Genomic DNA, 14,012 nt, shown 5'->3' with positions numbered 1-14,012 from the left:
AGGACGACCACCATGACGGCTGCGGGGGACGCACCCGGCGACCTGGTTCCGCTGGGCGACGGGCCGAGCGCCAGTGTGCTCGCCGGGGTGGACGAGGCGGCCGGGACGGCGTTCGCGCTGAAGGTCTACCCGGGGCGGCTCGACCGCGGCACCCGCGCCCAGGTGGACGCGGAGCTGGGCGCGCTGGCGGCGGTGCGCGGCCGGGCGCCGGTGCTGGTGGCCGACGCGGTGCAGGACCTGCCCGACGGGCGGTGCGCGCTGCGGATGGAGCTGTGCGCGCAGTCCCTGCCGGAGCTGGTGACCGCGTTCGGGCCGATGACGGCGGCCGACGCGCTGGGGCTGGGCCGGTCGCTGGCGGCGGCGCTGGCCGCGGCGCACGCGGCCGGTGTGGTGCACGGCGGGGTCACGCCGGGGAACGTGTTGTTCCGGCCCTCGGGCGAGGCGGTGCTGTCCGACTTCGGTCTGGCGCTGCGCCGGGCCTTCCCCCGCGACCCGGCGCGCGACATCGGTTTCCTGGCACCGGAAACCCTGCGCGACGGCACCGCCGACGAGCGGTCGGATTTGTACGGCCTGGGCGCGATGCTGTACCTGGCGCTGACCGGGCGGTCGCCGCACCAGGGGCGGCCCGGTGAGCAGGAGGGCGAGCTGGTGCTGCGGGCGCTGCACGAGCCCGTGGCGCCGATGGAGCGGGCCGACCTGCCGCCCGGCGTGGGGCAGCTGGTGGCCGCACTGCTGGCCCGCGACCCGGACGCCCGCCCCCTCGACGCGGCGACGGTGGCCGCCCGGATGGGCGCCGCCTTCGGCGAGCGAGCGCTCGGAATCCGCCCCGCGTTCGACGATTTCGGGACGGCGCCGGGCGGGGGGCCGTTCGGTGGGCCGCCGGGTGGGGCGCGGCCGGTTGGTGGGGCGCCGCTGGCCGGGCCATCGCCGGGTCGGCCGCCGCAGGGTGGGTCGCCGTCGGGCGGGCAGGTGCCCCACCCGCCACCGGGGCGGCCAATCGCGCAGGTGCCGCAGGCGCCCTTGGCGCCCCCAGTCGCCCCTCTCAGGCCTCAGGCGCCGGTCGGGCCCGCGCCTTCCGGCGCCGCATGGCCCGCGGGGCCATCATCCACCGGGCAGCGGCGGTCAGCAGGTCCGCCGCCCACTGGGCCGCTCCCGGCGGCGCACGCGGCGCCGCCACCCGCGGGACCCCCGGCGCCGGCCGGGCCGCGGCTGGGGCGGCCGCTCGTCGAGTACGGGCCCGGGGATCGGCCGCGGCGGGCTCGCCGCACCAGTTCCGTCCTCGTGGCGCTCGCCGTGCTCTCGGCGCTCGCCGTGGCCGCCGTGCTCGTGCTCGTCAACACCCCGGAGGAACTGGACGTCGCGGCCGTGCCGCCGCAGATCGGCTCGCCGGGGGTGCCCTCGGCTCCGGAGCGGGCGGTGCAGCTGGACCTCGACGACCCGGTCGACCAGGGCGACCACGTCGAGCTGTCCTGGCGCAGCAGCGAGGCGCTGGACTTCGCGGTGATCGTGGCCGCCGAGGGCGAACGGAGCACGACGGTCCTCGTGCAGCGCAACACCACCCACCGCGTGCCGGTGGACCCGGTGCGCAAGTACTGCTTCCTCATCCAGGGCACCGACGGCCCCCACATCTACGAAAGCCAGGCGAAACCGATCCGCGGCGCGAACTGCGTCAAGTGACCCGCCGCAGCAGCGTCCCCGGCTCGAACGCCGCCCGCAGCCACGCCCGCACACCCCGCCGCGCGAGCCCGCGCCGCACCCGCCGCACCGCCGTCCACGCCTGCGCGGCCCGGCCCTCGTCCGGTCCGGCACCTGACCACAGCGCCAGGTCCACCGTCCGCCCCAGCGACCGCAGCTCGTCCACAGTGGACTGATCGACGAACCCGGCGGCCGCCGTCGCCAGGTCCCGCACGGTCATCCCCGCCGTCACCGGCACGCCATGACCCCGCAGCCGGTCCCGCACCTCCTCCCACGCGCCGACCACCGCGCCGGCCCCGCCCCGCCGCCGTCGCCGCCAGGCACGCACGCCCTTGGCCAGCGGCACACCGAGCACGCCCAGCAGGACCGCGCCGAGCACGATCGCCCCCGTCAGCGCCCACGGGAACCGCCCGGCTCCCGCGGGCGCCTCGCCGCTCCCCTCCCCCGCCGCCACCGGCGGGTCGAGCAGGTCCTGCGACGCGGGCAGCTGCGCCCGCGCGCCCGCCGTCGCGGCGGCCAGCCCGGCGCCCGCGGACGCGCCGGGTGTCGCGGTGCCCGTCGGGTCGAGCGGCACCCAGCCGACGCCTTCGACCGCCACCTCCGGCCAGGCCAGCACGTCACCGTTGCGTACCACGTCCGGCCCGGCCGGGGCGCGGAACCCGACCACCAGCCGCGCCGGGATGCCCCGCACCCGGGCCAGCGCCACGTAGGCGGCCGCGAACTGCTCGCTGGTGCCGCGCTTGGCGGTCAGCAGGAACTCCGCCAGCTGCGGCCAGGAATGTCCGGTCGGCAGGTTCTGCCCGGTGGCCAGCCGGTAGTTGTCGCGGAAGAACCGTTCCAGCGCGAGCGCCGCCTGGAACGTGGGCCGGGTGCCGTTCACCGCTCGGTCGGCGAGCTCGGCGATCCCGGGCGGCACCTCGCCGACGCCGGACAGGCCGCCGGGCGCGTCCGGGTCGATCGCCGCGCCGTACAGCGAGCCCGCCGGGATCTGCGGTGCCCACCAGGTCAGGGTGTAGTCGCCGGCGCGGCCGCCGTCCGGCACCAGCAACGTGCCCTGCCGCTCCTCCACCAGCGGCTCGGCCCCGCTCACCCCGGCCGGCCAGGTCTGGCTCGGCAGCCACGGCCCGCCGAGGTCGACCGCGGAGATCCGGGCCGTGCGCGGCTCGACCGGCACGGTCACCTCCGGGCCCGGCCGGAGTTCGCTGCCGAGCGTGCGGTACCGGCCGCCGGGTGACCAGTTGACGCCGTCGAACTCGTCCAGCACCGCCACCGCCCATCGGTCCACCCCGGCGGCGCCGTCGAGCCGGAACACGGGCGTCGCCGGGTGGGCGAGCCGGTAGGCGATGTCGTCGAGCGGGTTGGCGATCTGGACCGGGGTGAGGGGGGCGAGCTGGTCGTCCTTGAGGGAGTACCGAGCCGGCGGGGCCGGCACCGCCACCCCGGCGACCACCACGCACCCGGCGGCGAGCGCGACGGCCACGATCGCCGACGGGAACACCGGACGCGGCCCCTCCGCCCGCCCGCGCCCGGTCGTGGCCGCGCCCGCGGCCACCGCGTACGCCAGTGCCGCGGCCACCGCGCCCCAGCCGGACGCCGCCGCGTAGAACTGGCTGAGCACCACGACGGCGAGGCTCGGCACGAGCGCCACCAGCGGCCGGCTCAGGCGGAGCAGTTCGGCGCCGAGCACCGCGGCGAGCAGCGTGAGCAGCGGGACGAACAGCAGCACCGCCGGCTCCGGGCGGGCCGGCCAGGTGGACCGCAGCGCCAGCTGCCAGGACTGGGACACCCCGCCGGCGAGCGCGTGCAGGGTCTCGCCGGTGGGCAGCCCGCCTGCGGTGGTCGGCCACAGGGTCGTCTCGACGACGGCCAGCAGCCCGGCCACCATCGCCACCAGCGGCCGCAGCCCCGGACCGCGCACCACGGCGACGACGAGCAGCACGACGGCCGCGGGCACCGCGACGGGCACCAGGAGCGCCCGCAAGCCGAACACCGGGGCGAACAACAGCCCGGCCACCACGGCGGCGAGCACCACCCCGGCCACGGGAACGATCCGGGAACCACGCTCGGCGCCGCGGTTCACGCGACCACCCCTCGCCACGAGCCGCGGCGCCCGGCCCGAGCCGGAGAACCGAGCGGATTCTGCGGCGCAGCACAGTCCACACCGGACAGTGCCGCCCTCGCCCCGCCGCAGTCCACGGCCGCGGCGCCCGCACCGGCATCCACACCGGACACGGCCGCCTCCGCCCGAGCGCAGTGCGCCGCGGCCGCCGGGCGCCGCGCGGCCGCCGCACCGCCGTCCACATCGGACACAGCCGCCCTCACCCGGTCACCTCGTTCCACTGCCGCACCGCCTGCGTCGCGTCGGGGGCGAGGAGCACTCGCGCGCCCGGCACCGCCGCCGCCCGGGATCCCGCCTCCTCCAGCGCGATCACGAAGATCGTGTCGTAGCGGTCCCGCAGCCAGGTCAGCGCGGGCGGCCCGGTGCGTGCCGAGGTGACCAGCACCAGGCACCCGCCCGCCCCGCCCCGCGCCGACAGCGTCGCCGGCACCAGCGCGTCGGCCGGGGCCTGCGTCACCTGGCACAGCTCGTCCAGCAGCTGCCGCGTCGCGGGCGGGCCGCCGGGCGTGGGCAGGTCGATCCCGCCCGCGGTGACCAGCCGCGACGGGTACCCGGCCCGCGCCGAGGCCACCAGCAGCGACGCGGCCACGTCGGCCGCCTCCTCGAACCCGCCCGGCGACAGCGATCCGGCGCGGGTGTCCAGCAGCAGCGTGAACCGCGGCTGCTCCGGGTCGACGAGGTCCCGCACCATCAGCCGCCCGGTGCGCGCCGTCGCCTTCCAGTGCACGTGCCGCACCTCGTCGCCGGGCACGTACTCGCGCACGTCCTGCAGGTCGATCGACCCGCGCAGCGCGTCGTCGGTGCGGGCGCCGTCGTGGTGGTGCCGGGGATGGCCGCTGACCAGCACCCGGGCCGGGAGCTGCCGCGGATGCACCCACAGGTCCGAGGTCTCGCCGGTGGGCTTGCGGTTGACGGCCAGGCCGAACGGGTCGGCCCGGTGCAGCGTCAGCGGGCCGACCGGGTGCCTCCCGCGCGCCCCGGTGGGCAGCTCGTAGTGGTAGGTGGCCTCCGCGCCGGGCGCGAGCGGGCGCACCCGCACCGTCTGGGTCCGCCCGCCGAGCCCGTCGGTGGCCAGGACCGCGCCCTGCCGCCGCCGCCCGGGGTTGCGCACCCGCAGCCGGGCCAGCGCGGAACTGCCCCGCTCGACGCGGTCGGGAAACACCGCGCGCCGCACCTCGACCCCCAGCCCGCGCGCGGTGACGGCCACCGCGGTGAGCACGGCGACCAGCGCCACCGCGCCCAGCGCGCGCAGCAGCGGGTACCCGCCCCACTGCCCGAACACCAGCAACGGCACCGCCGCGACGAGCACCGCGAGACCGCGGCCGGTCAGCCGCATCCTCACCGCCGGGCCGCGCCGATCGCCGGCGCCGGGGTGGCGGCCAGGACCTCGGTGACGATCTCGGCCGTGCCGCGGCCGTTCAGCTCGGCGTCCGCGGTGAGGATCAGGCGGTGCGCCAGCACCGGCACGGCCACGTCCTTGACGTCGTCGGGGGTGACGAACGTGCGCCCGTCGGTGGCGGCCAGCGCCTGCGCGGTCCGCACCAGGGCGATGCTGCCGCGCGGGCTCGCGCCGAACCGCACCGCGGCGTGCTCGCGGGTCGCGGCGGCGAGCCGGGCCGCGTACTCGACCACCGCCCGGTCCAGGTGCGACCCGCGCACCTCCGCGATGGCCTGGCGCAGCACGCCGATGTCGACCACCGTGGGCAGGTCGTCCGCGGTGACCCCGGCGCACTCGCTCATGATCACCAGCACCTCGGAGGCCACGTCCGGGTAGCCGACCGACAGCCGCATGAGGAACCGGTCGAGCTGGGCCTCGGGCAGCCGGTAGGTGCCTTCCATCTCGATCGGGTTCTGCGTGGCCACCACCAGGAACGGCCGCGGCACCTGGTGCGCCACCCCGTCCACGGTGACCCGCCGCTCGGACATGACCTCCAGCAGCGCGGACTGGGTCTTCGGGGTGCCGCGGTTGATCTCGTCGGCCACCACGATGTTCGCGAACACCGCGCCCGGGTGGAATCCGAACTCCTCGTCCTTCTGGTGGAACACGCTGACGCCGGTGATGTCGCCCGGCAGCAGATCCGGCGTGAACTGGATGCGGCTCCACTTCCCGCCGATGCTGCGCGCCAGGCACCGCGCCAGCGTCGTCTTGCCCAGGCCGGGCACGTCCTCGATCAGCAGGTGCCCCTCGGCCAGCAGCGCGGCCACCGCCAGCCGCACCAGCTCCGGCTTGCCGCGGATCACCTGCTGCACGTTGGTCGCGATCAGCCCGGCGACCTCGCCCGCCCGTGTTGCGCTCTTCACTATCCCCCCGGCCATACGTACTGGTTGGAACGGACACCGTTGACTTCGACCCACACGCGGTAGCCGACGCTCTCGAAGGGGAAGTCCTCGAAGACCTCGTTGCCCTCGGCGTCGGTCCGGACGCCCCGGCCCGGGTTGGAGTAGCCGGGGTTGTCGGAGAAGACCTCGACCTCGTACCTGGTGTTCGGGTCGAACCCGGTCATCTCCACGTGCATGAAAGCGCAGTCCGGCGCCTCGCACCCGTCGTAGGTCGTGTCCTCGCCCCGCCGGATCGTGATCTGCGGGGTCCGCTGCACCGGCACCATGGTCTGGACCGTCGCGGGCGCCCCACGGCCGGCGCTGTTCTCGGCCACCACCGTGACGGTGTAGGTGACGCCCTGCCGCAGCCCGCTCAGCGTGGCCGACCGCGCGCTGCCCGGCCGGGTCATCGACCCGCCCGCGCCGGAGGCCGGCTGCCACGAGATCCGGTAAGCGGTGACGGCCGCGCCGTTGGGTGGCGCCGCGCCCCAGGTGAGCTGCACGTTCTCCCCCTGCACGGTGGCCCGCAGCCCGGGCGGCACGCCCGGCGGGCTCGCCGGCACCGCGGGCGGCGGGGACGGCGGCGGCGCGGGTGGAGGCGTGACGCGGGAGGACGACGGCGGCGGAGTCCCGCCCTGGCCCCCCGGCCTGCCCCCGGTCCCGCCCTGCGGTCCGGTCGGCGGCCGGTTCTCGACGCTGGGCCCGGGCTGGGGCCCGTTCTGGGGCCCGTTCTGGGGCCGGTCCTGGGGCCGGTCCTGGGGCTGGGTGACGGGCGCCTCCGGCGGCGGGGCCACCGGCGCGCCCGGCTCGTCCGGCCGCTGCGCACCGACCACCGGCACCTGGTTCACCGCGCCGTCGTGGTCGACCACGAGCACGTGCCGTCCCTCGGCGCCGTCCACGTACACGCGGGCGTCCTCGCCGCGCGCCAGCCGCGGTTCGCCGGCCTCCGGCGGCACCGGCATCGTCCGCTTCGGATCGCCCTGGCTGCTGTAGGTCAGCACCGCGCTCCGGGTCAGGTCGAGCAGCACCACCGACGATCCGCTGACCGTCGGCCCGGCGTAATCGCCGTCGGCCAGCGCCAGGCTGATCGGCGCCGCGGGCGCCCGCCGCTCGTCCAGGCCGGCCGAGTCGACCAGGTGCAGGCGCCGGGTCGCCGGGTCGAGCACGGCCACCCGGCCGTCCGCGTCCGCCGGGGCGATCCGGGCGTTGGGCGGCAGGTCCATCCGCGCCGGCACCGGCTCGCCGAACCCGTCCCCGGTCACCGGGCGCAGCACGTCCGACGTGGTGTCGACGAACGCGGCGTCCCGGCCGACCACCGTCAGCCCGCCGGTGTGCCCGGCGGGCGCGGCGACCGGGCAGGACACCTGCTCCGCGTCGCGCGGCAGCCGGCACAGCACCCCGGAATCCAGGCGGTGCAACCACACCGTGCCGTCCGGGGTGGCGACCGGGTCGCCGAGCACGCCGCCCGCCGGGATGGTCACCGCCCCGTCGCCGAGCCGCACCACCCGGCCGGCCTCGCGGTAGACCAGGTAGGGGCCGCCCGGGGTTTCGATCGCCACCGGCACCTCGCCGGTGGGCGGGACGTAGCTGCGCTCCACGCTGAGATCGGACTTGCCGAACTCGTAGATCCGCGAGCGCCCCACCACGTACCCGCTCGTCTCGCCCTGCACGACCTGGCTGCCCGGCTCCAGGCCCGGTACCTCCGCGGAGGCGTCCACGGTGCGGGCCGAGCCGTTGATGTGGAAGACCCGGTCCAGGCCGGGGAAGGCGATCCAGTGCCCGCCCTGCGCCAGGTTCAGCCCGGGCAGCGGCCGGCCCGCGGCCGACACCGCGACCGCGACCCCGGCGACCACGACCGCCACCAGCAGCGCCGTCGGCAGGCGGCGGCGCAGGCCGGACCGGGAAGCTCGCTCGTCCATGCGGATCTACCCCCGATGCTCGCTGAACCAGGACGGGACCCCGGGCTGACCGAAACCGGGCTGACCGAAACCGGGCTGGCCGAAACCGGGCTGACCGGAGCCGGGCCGGCCGAAACCGGGGTGGGCGGCGTCGCTGAGCGGCAGCACCAGTTCGAAGATGGCGCCGCCCTCCTCGGCGTTGTACACGCGGAGCACACCGCCGTGCGCCTGCGCGACCCAGCGCACGATCGACAGCCCGAGCCCGCTGGAACCGCCGCCGCTGCTGAAGCGGTCGAAGTTGTCCGCGGCCACCGCCGGGTCGATCCCGGGGCCGTGGTCGGCCACGGTGACCCGGCCGCCGGCGACGGTGATGTGCACCTGCGCCTGCGCGCCCGGCTGCCTGCCGTAGCGGATCGCGTTGTCCAGCAGGTTGCTGATGGCGCGCTGGACGAGCGCGGGATCCGCGTCGACCCGGGTCGGCGCGGCGGTCACGGTGATCTGGGCGTCCTCGGCCGGGGTCTCCGCGACCACGCCCGTCACCAGCTGGTCCAGCCACACCGGCTGGATCGCCAGCCGCTCCACCCCGGCCGCGAGCCGCGCCCGCACCAGCAGGCCGTCGATGATGCTGCCCATCCGCCCGGCCAGGCGCACCGTGCGCGGCAGCAGCTCGGCGCCCTGGTCGGGGTGCCGGGTCGCGGTCTCGGCCAGCGCCCGCAGCGCCGCGACCGGGGTGCGCAGGTCGTGGGCGGTCTCGGCGAGCAGCACCTCCTGCTGCTCCAGCGCGGCGGTCGCGGGGCGGATCGCGCGCCCGGACAGCAGGTGCCCGGCCACCCCGACCGCGGCCAGCAGCAGCACGCACCCGCCGATCACCATCAGCACCATCTGCTCGTGCCGCGACTGCTCCGGTTCGGCGTCCATGACCGCGACCACGGCGCCGACGTACTGGCCCCTGGGGTTGCGGAAGGGTTCCGCGCCGATCCGGACCAGACGACCGTCCGTGGCACGCACGTTGCCCTTCAGCAGGGTGCCGGACTGCGCGGCGCGCTGGGCCAGGCCACCCAGCACCGCGTTGTCCACCGGCACGCAGACGCGCTGGCTGAAGAACGGGTCGAACCGCTCGACGCCGCTGGGCAGCACCGCGAACTGGGGGCACTTGGTGCTCAGCTCGTCCTCCGCGAGGAACGCCGTGACCAGCGCGTCGTCGTACTGCAGCACCCGGGACATGGTGGAGGTGACGCGGCGCAGCTCCCCGTCCAGCGCCTGCTCGCCCCGGTCCTTGTCGGCCTGCACCACGAGCACGGCGAACACCAGCAGGCCGACCGCGTTCAGGGCGGTGAACAGGCCGGTGAGCACCCACCGCAGGCGCCGCAGCCGCTCGGCCGCCGAACCGGGACGCGGGCCGCTCACGGCGCCATCCGGTAGCCGACGCCGCGCACGGTCTGCACCGGGTCCGGTTCGCCCAGCTTCCCCCGCAGCCGCCGCACCACCACGTCCACCACGTTCGACATCGGGTCGGTGCTCGAGTCCCAGCAGTGCTCGATCAGCTCCTCCCGCCGCACCGCCTGATCCGGCCGCGCCATCAGGTACTCCAGCACGGCGAACTCCTTGCCGGACACCGTGACCAGGACGCCATCGCGGCGCACCTCGCGGCGGGCGCAATCGACCTCCAGGCCGCCGTGCCGGAGCACCGACGGCCGCCCGCTGCCGGACCGGCGGCACAACGCGAGCACCCGGGCGGCCAGCTCGGCCGGGGCGAACGGTTTGACCAGGTAGTCGTCGCCGCCGTGCTCGAAGCCGGCGATGCGGTCCTGCACCGTGTCGCGCGCGGTGAGGAACAGCACCGGCACCGCCCATCCGGCCAGCCGCCGCCGGTGCACGTAGCCGATCGCGTCGCCGTCGGGCAGCATCCGGTCGAACACCACGCAGGCGTGCCCGGCCGCGGCGAGGGCGGCCGAGGCCTCGGCGAGGCTCGCGGCGGCGTCCAGCCGGAGACCGGCGGCGGACAGTTCCGCGGTCACCGCGACCCGCAGGTCCTCGTCGTCCTCGACCACCAGCACCCGGGGCTGGGTCGTCACAGGTGCGGACACGGCGGATCCTTCATCACGGGGAGCGTGTGCACGGAAGCTTAGCGTGCCCCCGGATCTCGTTCGCCCGGTTTGCGGGTATTGGCAGGAACCGGCCGTGGTGAGGCGATACCGTGGCGGGGTGCGTGTGCTGGTCACCGAGGACGACGAGAACCTCCGGGTGGCCGTCGAGGCCTCGCTGCGGGGGTCCGGGTTCGCGGTGGACGTGGCCGCCGACCTGCCCGCGGCGGACGAGGCGGTGAGCGTCAACTCCTACGACTGCACGGTGTTCGACCGCATGCTGCCCTCGGGGGACGCCCTGGGGTACGTGGCGGGGCTGCGGCGGCGCGGCTGGCCGGTGCCGGTGCTGTTCCTGACCGCGCGGGACACCGTCGGCGACCGGATCGCCGGGCTCGCCCACGGTGACGACTACCTCGTCAAGCCGTTCGCGATGGCCGAGCTGGTGGTGCGGGTGCGCAGCCTGTGCCGCCGCGGCGCGGCGCCGCCCGCCCCGGTGCTGCGGCACGGGGACGTCGAGCTGGACGCCGGACGGCACGAGGCGCGGCGGGCCGGCACCCTGCTCACCCTGACCGCGAAGGAGTTCGTGGTGCTGGAGCGGCTGGTCGCCGCGGGCGGGCGGCCGGTCCGCCGGGCCGAGCTGATCGCCGCGGCGTGGGACGAGTTCGTGCCGCCCGCCTCGAACGTGCTCGACGTGCTGATCGCGGGGCTGCGCGGCAAGCTCGGGCCGCCACCGGTGCTGCACACCGTGCGCGGCGTGGGCTACCTCCTCGGCGCTTGAGGGTCCACTGTGGAGTTGCTCCGGATCGTGTGCTCCAGCAGCTCGTGCCCGTCCAGGCCGCCGGTGAACCGGATCTTCGCGCCGTCGGCGAAGGTGACGACGCAGCTGTAGTCGCGGATGAGCAGGCGGGTCAGGACGGTGCTGCGGTGCGGGCGGAACGGCGTGACCGCGGTGACCGCGTGCCACGGCCAGGCCCGCGGCGCGCACCTCGAACGTCTCGGACGGCCCCCGCCGGATCAGGCGCCCGGCGAAGAACAGCGCGAGCAGCGCGGCCAATGCGGTCACGACGATGCCGAAGCTGATACTGGTGGTGTACCGGTAGGAGTAGCCGGAGCGCATCATCAGCACGGTGCCGGCGCCCACGACCACGGCGACGACCAGCGCGGCCGCGGCGACCGGCACCAGTCGCAGATGGGAGACGCGGTAACGGTGCAGCACCGCGCCCAGCAGGGCGGGATCGGTCGTCACGGGGCCACCTCCGGCCGGGTTCGCGGACACCCGGCGATTGTGTGCCCGTCCGGCTCGCCCGGGCCAGGGCGGTGGCCGGAAACGGACAGTCAGGCAGGCGGGTCCAGGCGGATACCCGCCAGACGGCCCCGGCTGCACCACAAACATGCTCACCAACGGCGCTCGCGAGGCCAGGCGGATCACCGCACCCACACTCAGGCAGGCGGGTCCAGGCGGATACCCGCCAGCTGAGTCGCCTGCGCCACCAGACGGCCCCGGCTGTCCCACACGAAACAGACCTCGTCCACGCGGTTGTCCTCGATCAGCCGCGCCTGGTGCAGCACCCGCACCGGGCCCGCGGCCGGCAGCGCGCGCACGTAGGCGGTCAGCTCCAGCGTCGGCACCCAGCCGGTGAGCGCGATGTCCAGCGTCGCGGGCGGGAACGCGTCCACGGCGTAGAGCAGGGCCAGCGGGGCGAAGTCCGCGCCGCCGGGCAGGCCCAGCCAGCCGCGCAGCACGCCGGCCCCGCTCGGGGCGCCCCGGCCGAAGCCGAGGTCCTCGGGCTGGATGCGCAGGTCGACCTGGTCCATGATCGCCGGCCCCGGGCCGCCCCCGGCCGGGCCGGTGACCGGCACGCACTCGGCATACTCGCGCCCCTCCGGCTCGGGCATGCCCTCGCTCCAGTACGGCTTCGACTCCGCGTCGAGCGTGCCGAGGGTGAACATCGCCTCCACGCACGGCTGGTCGCCCTGGGTGAGGCGCGCCCGCACCTGGCTCGCCGAGCGGCCGGTCCGCAACACCTCCACGGCCGCCTCCACCGGACCCGGTTCCGGCGCGCGCAGGTAGTGCGCGCTGGCCGCGAGCACGTCCCGGTGGGACGCGGAGTGGGTGGCGGCGCGCCCGAGCATCGCCAGCAGGTAGCCGCCGTTGGGCTTGCCGCCGATGGTCCAGTCCGGATGCGCCTGCGCCGCGAAGCGGCCCGGCGCGATCTCCTCGACCCGGCTGACGCCGTCGAAGGTGGTGGTGGCGTGGTCGGTCACTCTCGCATCCGTTCGGTCGTGGCGGCTGTCCGGCAGACAGCATGACACGAGACCGCGCGGAGGCCCCTAGCAGAGCCGGATCTCCTCCACCGAGGGCATCTTGCCCACGCGCCATTCGGTGAAACCCGTGCCGGGCAGGATGGACCTGCACGATCCGTCGAAGTCGTCGTCCCAGATCAGCCGCACCCGGTAGGCCCGCGGGCAGTTGTTCTTCACCTCGGCGTGGGACCGGAACCCGGTGATCGTCCAGTCGTCCCACTGGCGCAGCGAGAAGCACGCCGGGGCGGCTTCCGCGGGGGTGAGCTGGGCGGCTTCGGCCGTGGTGGCCGCGGTCGCCCATCCCGCCGTGGCGGCCAGCACGACCGCCCATCGCCGGTGTCTCACGAGCTGACTCTCTTCAGCAGCGCCGCAACTCCGAAACCGAGGGGTGCGGCCCGAGGCGGCCTTCGGTCCACGAGGTGCCCGGGTCGAGGATCCGGCACTCGCCGTCCCGCGCCCACGACCAGATCATCCGCACCGTGAAGGTCCGGTCGCAGTGGTTGGTCATCCGCGCCCACGAGTTCCACTCCTTGTCGCTGACGTCCTGCGTCTCCCACTGGTCGAGGCGGACGCACCCGGGCGCGACCTCCGCGGTGCCGGCGTCCGCCACGCCGGGAACCAGCGCCGACAGGACGAGCACGGCAGCCACTGGGACAACACGCGGAAACCGCCGGGCACGCGCCATGGTCCTCCCCCATCGCCGGTCCTCTTCGGACACCGTGATCGCACCACGGCTGTGACAGCGGCCGCAAGGAGCGTCACCCCATTCGATCCGGTGAGAGACTGGGGGTACGACCACGGGAGAACGGAGAGTCATGACCGACCAGGTGATCGCGGCGGACGGAACCGCGCTCGCGGTCCAGCGGCAGGGCACGGGGCGTCCCCTCGTGCTGCTGGCGGGCCAGGCCAACGACCACACCTGGTGGGACTCCACCCGCGGCGACTTCCACCCGGCCCACAGCACGATCACCATGGACTACCGCGGCACCGGGGCGAGCGGGAAACCCGACGCGCCCTACTCCACCCGGTTGTTCGCCGACGACGTCGTCGCGGTCCTGGACGGGCTCGGCATCGAGCGGGCGGACGTGTACGGCACCTCCATGGGCGGGCGGGTCGCGCAGTGGCTGGCGATCCGGCACCCGGAGCGGGTGGACCGGCTGGTGCTGGGCTGCGCCTCGCCGGGCGGGCAGCACGCCGTCGAGCGCTCGGCGGAGGTGCGCCGGGCGCTGCTCCGGCCGGACGCCGCGGAGACGCTGGCCGACCTGATGTACACGCCGGGCTGGCGCGCGGCGCACCCCGGGCCGTACCGCACGCTGGGCGATGCGTCGATGCCCGCGCACGCCCGCAAGCACCACCTGCGGGCGAGCAACGAGCACGACGCGTGGGACGCGCTGCCGCGCATCACCGCGCCGACGCTGGTCCTGCACGGCGAGGACGACCAGCTCACCCCCGCCGTGAACGCCACCCTGATCGCGCAACGCATCCCCGGCGCGCGGGTGCACGTGTTCCCGGGAGCGCGGCACGCCTACTTCGAGGAGTGCCGCCCCGAGGCGAGCGACCTGGTGGCGGATTTCCTCGCGCGGCCGGCCTGAC

General features: G+C 75.9%; 12 protein-coding genes. 3 read left to right on the top strand and 9 right to left on the bottom strand.

What is annotated here, in order from left to right:
- The first annotated feature begins 12 nt into the window (after positions 1-12).
- On the top strand, positions 13-1,677 hold the full coding sequence (locus L1857_RS35415; protein ID WP_283258017.1) for a serine/threonine protein kinase: 1,665 nt from the start codon (positions 13-15) through the stop codon (positions 1,675-1,677).
- On the opposite strand, the gene L1857_RS18675 is transcribed toward L1857_RS35415, so the two are convergent.
- From L1857_RS18675 to L1857_RS18650, 6 genes are all read right to left on the bottom strand, one after another.
- Positions 1,670-3,775 (bottom strand): transglutaminase TgpA family protein, encoded by a 2,106-nt coding sequence (locus L1857_RS18675; RefSeq protein ID WP_116115517.1) that lies wholly within the window; start codon positions 3,773-3,775, stop codon positions 1,670-1,672. The genes L1857_RS35415 and L1857_RS18675 overlap by 8 nt on opposite strands.
- 238 nt (positions 3,776-4,013) lie before the next feature.
- Positions 4,014-5,150 (bottom strand): DUF58 domain-containing protein, encoded by a 1,137-nt coding sequence (locus tag L1857_RS18670; protein WP_094005428.1) that lies wholly within the window; start codon positions 5,148-5,150, stop codon positions 4,014-4,016.
- 2 nt (positions 5,151-5,152) lie between these two features.
- Positions 5,153-6,130, bottom strand: coding sequence for an AAA family ATPase (locus L1857_RS18665; RefSeq protein WP_249465760.1), 978 nt, complete (start codon positions 6,128-6,130; stop codon positions 5,153-5,155).
- Positions 6,115-8,052 carry a fibronectin type III domain-containing protein gene (locus tag L1857_RS18660; RefSeq protein ID WP_249465757.1) on the bottom strand — a complete coding sequence of 646 codons (1,938 nt, stop codon included), beginning with the start codon at positions 8,050-8,052 and terminating at the stop codon, positions 6,115-6,117. The genes L1857_RS18665 and L1857_RS18660 overlap by 16 nt, the downstream gene beginning before the upstream one ends.
- Before the next feature lie 6 nt (positions 8,053-8,058).
- Positions 8,059-9,438, bottom strand: coding sequence for a sensor histidine kinase (locus L1857_RS18655; RefSeq protein ID WP_249465754.1), 1,380 nt, complete (start codon positions 9,436-9,438; stop codon positions 8,059-8,061).
- Positions 9,435-10,118 (bottom strand): response regulator transcription factor, encoded by a 684-nt coding sequence (locus L1857_RS18650; RefSeq protein WP_233157252.1) that lies wholly within the window; start codon positions 10,116-10,118, stop codon positions 9,435-9,437. The genes L1857_RS18655 and L1857_RS18650 overlap by 4 nt, the downstream gene beginning before the upstream one ends.
- 118 nt (positions 10,119-10,236) lie before the next feature.
- On the opposite strand from L1857_RS18650, the gene L1857_RS18645 reads away from it, so the two are divergent.
- A complete protein-coding gene (locus L1857_RS18645; protein ID WP_094005424.1) occupies positions 10,237-10,893 on the top strand; it encodes a winged helix-turn-helix domain-containing protein in 657 nt (218 codons plus the stop codon).
- Between the two features lie 662 nt (positions 10,894-11,555).
- On the opposite strand, the gene L1857_RS18640 is transcribed toward L1857_RS18645, so the two are convergent.
- The 3 genes from L1857_RS18640 to L1857_RS18630 form a co-directional block, all read right to left on the bottom strand.
- The gene (locus tag L1857_RS18640; RefSeq protein ID WP_116110092.1) at positions 11,556-12,380 is read right to left on the bottom strand and encodes a thioesterase family protein; all 825 of its coding nucleotides are present in this window, start codon (positions 12,378-12,380) and stop codon (positions 11,556-11,558) included.
- A gap of 66 nt (positions 12,381-12,446) precedes the next feature.
- Positions 12,447-12,764, bottom strand: a complete 318-nt coding sequence (locus L1857_RS18635; protein ID WP_115944449.1) for a hypothetical protein — start codon at positions 12,762-12,764, stop codon at positions 12,447-12,449.
- A 13-nt stretch (positions 12,765-12,777) separates the two neighbouring features.
- Complete coding sequence (locus L1857_RS18630; protein ID WP_162831001.1) at positions 12,778-13,068, bottom strand: hypothetical protein; 291 nt, start codon at positions 13,066-13,068, stop codon at positions 12,778-12,780.
- Between the two features lie 166 nt (positions 13,069-13,234).
- Between L1857_RS18630 and L1857_RS18625 the strand changes: the two genes are divergently transcribed.
- A complete protein-coding gene (locus L1857_RS18625) occupies positions 13,235-14,011 on the top strand; it encodes an alpha/beta fold hydrolase (RefSeq protein ID WP_116110094.1) in 777 nt (258 codons plus the stop codon).
- The last annotated feature ends 1 nt before the right edge of the window (position 14,012 follow it).

The sequence above is a fragment of the Amycolatopsis thermalba genome, from assembly GCF_023376025.1.
Taxonomy (GTDB): domain Bacteria; phylum Actinomycetota; class Actinomycetes; order Mycobacteriales; family Pseudonocardiaceae; genus Amycolatopsis_E; species Amycolatopsis_E thermalba.
The sequence above is the reverse complement of the archived record's forward strand: the minus strand, read 5'-3'. Positions and strand labels throughout refer to the sequence as shown.

Bases quoted from the DNA above. Each gene is read 5' to 3' on its own strand.
- L1857_RS35415 (WP_283258017.1), top strand. From the start codon at position 13: ATGACGGCTGCGGGGGACGCACCCGGCGACCTGGTTCCGCTGGGCGAC.
- L1857_RS18665 (WP_249465760.1), bottom strand. From the start codon at position 6,130: ATGGCCGGGGGGATAGTGAAGAGCGCAACACGGGCGGGCGAGGTCGCC.
- L1857_RS18625 (WP_116110094.1), top strand. From the start codon at position 13,235: ATGACCGACCAGGTGATCGCGGCGGACGGAACCGCGCTCGCGGTCCAG.
- L1857_RS18660 (WP_249465757.1), bottom strand. From the start codon at position 8,052: ATGGACGAGCGAGCTTCCCGGTCCGGCCTGCGCCGCCGCCTGCCGACG.
- L1857_RS18670 (WP_094005428.1), bottom strand. From the start codon at position 5,150: ATGCGGCTGACCGGCCGCGGTCTCGCGGTGCTCGTCGCGGCGGTGCCG.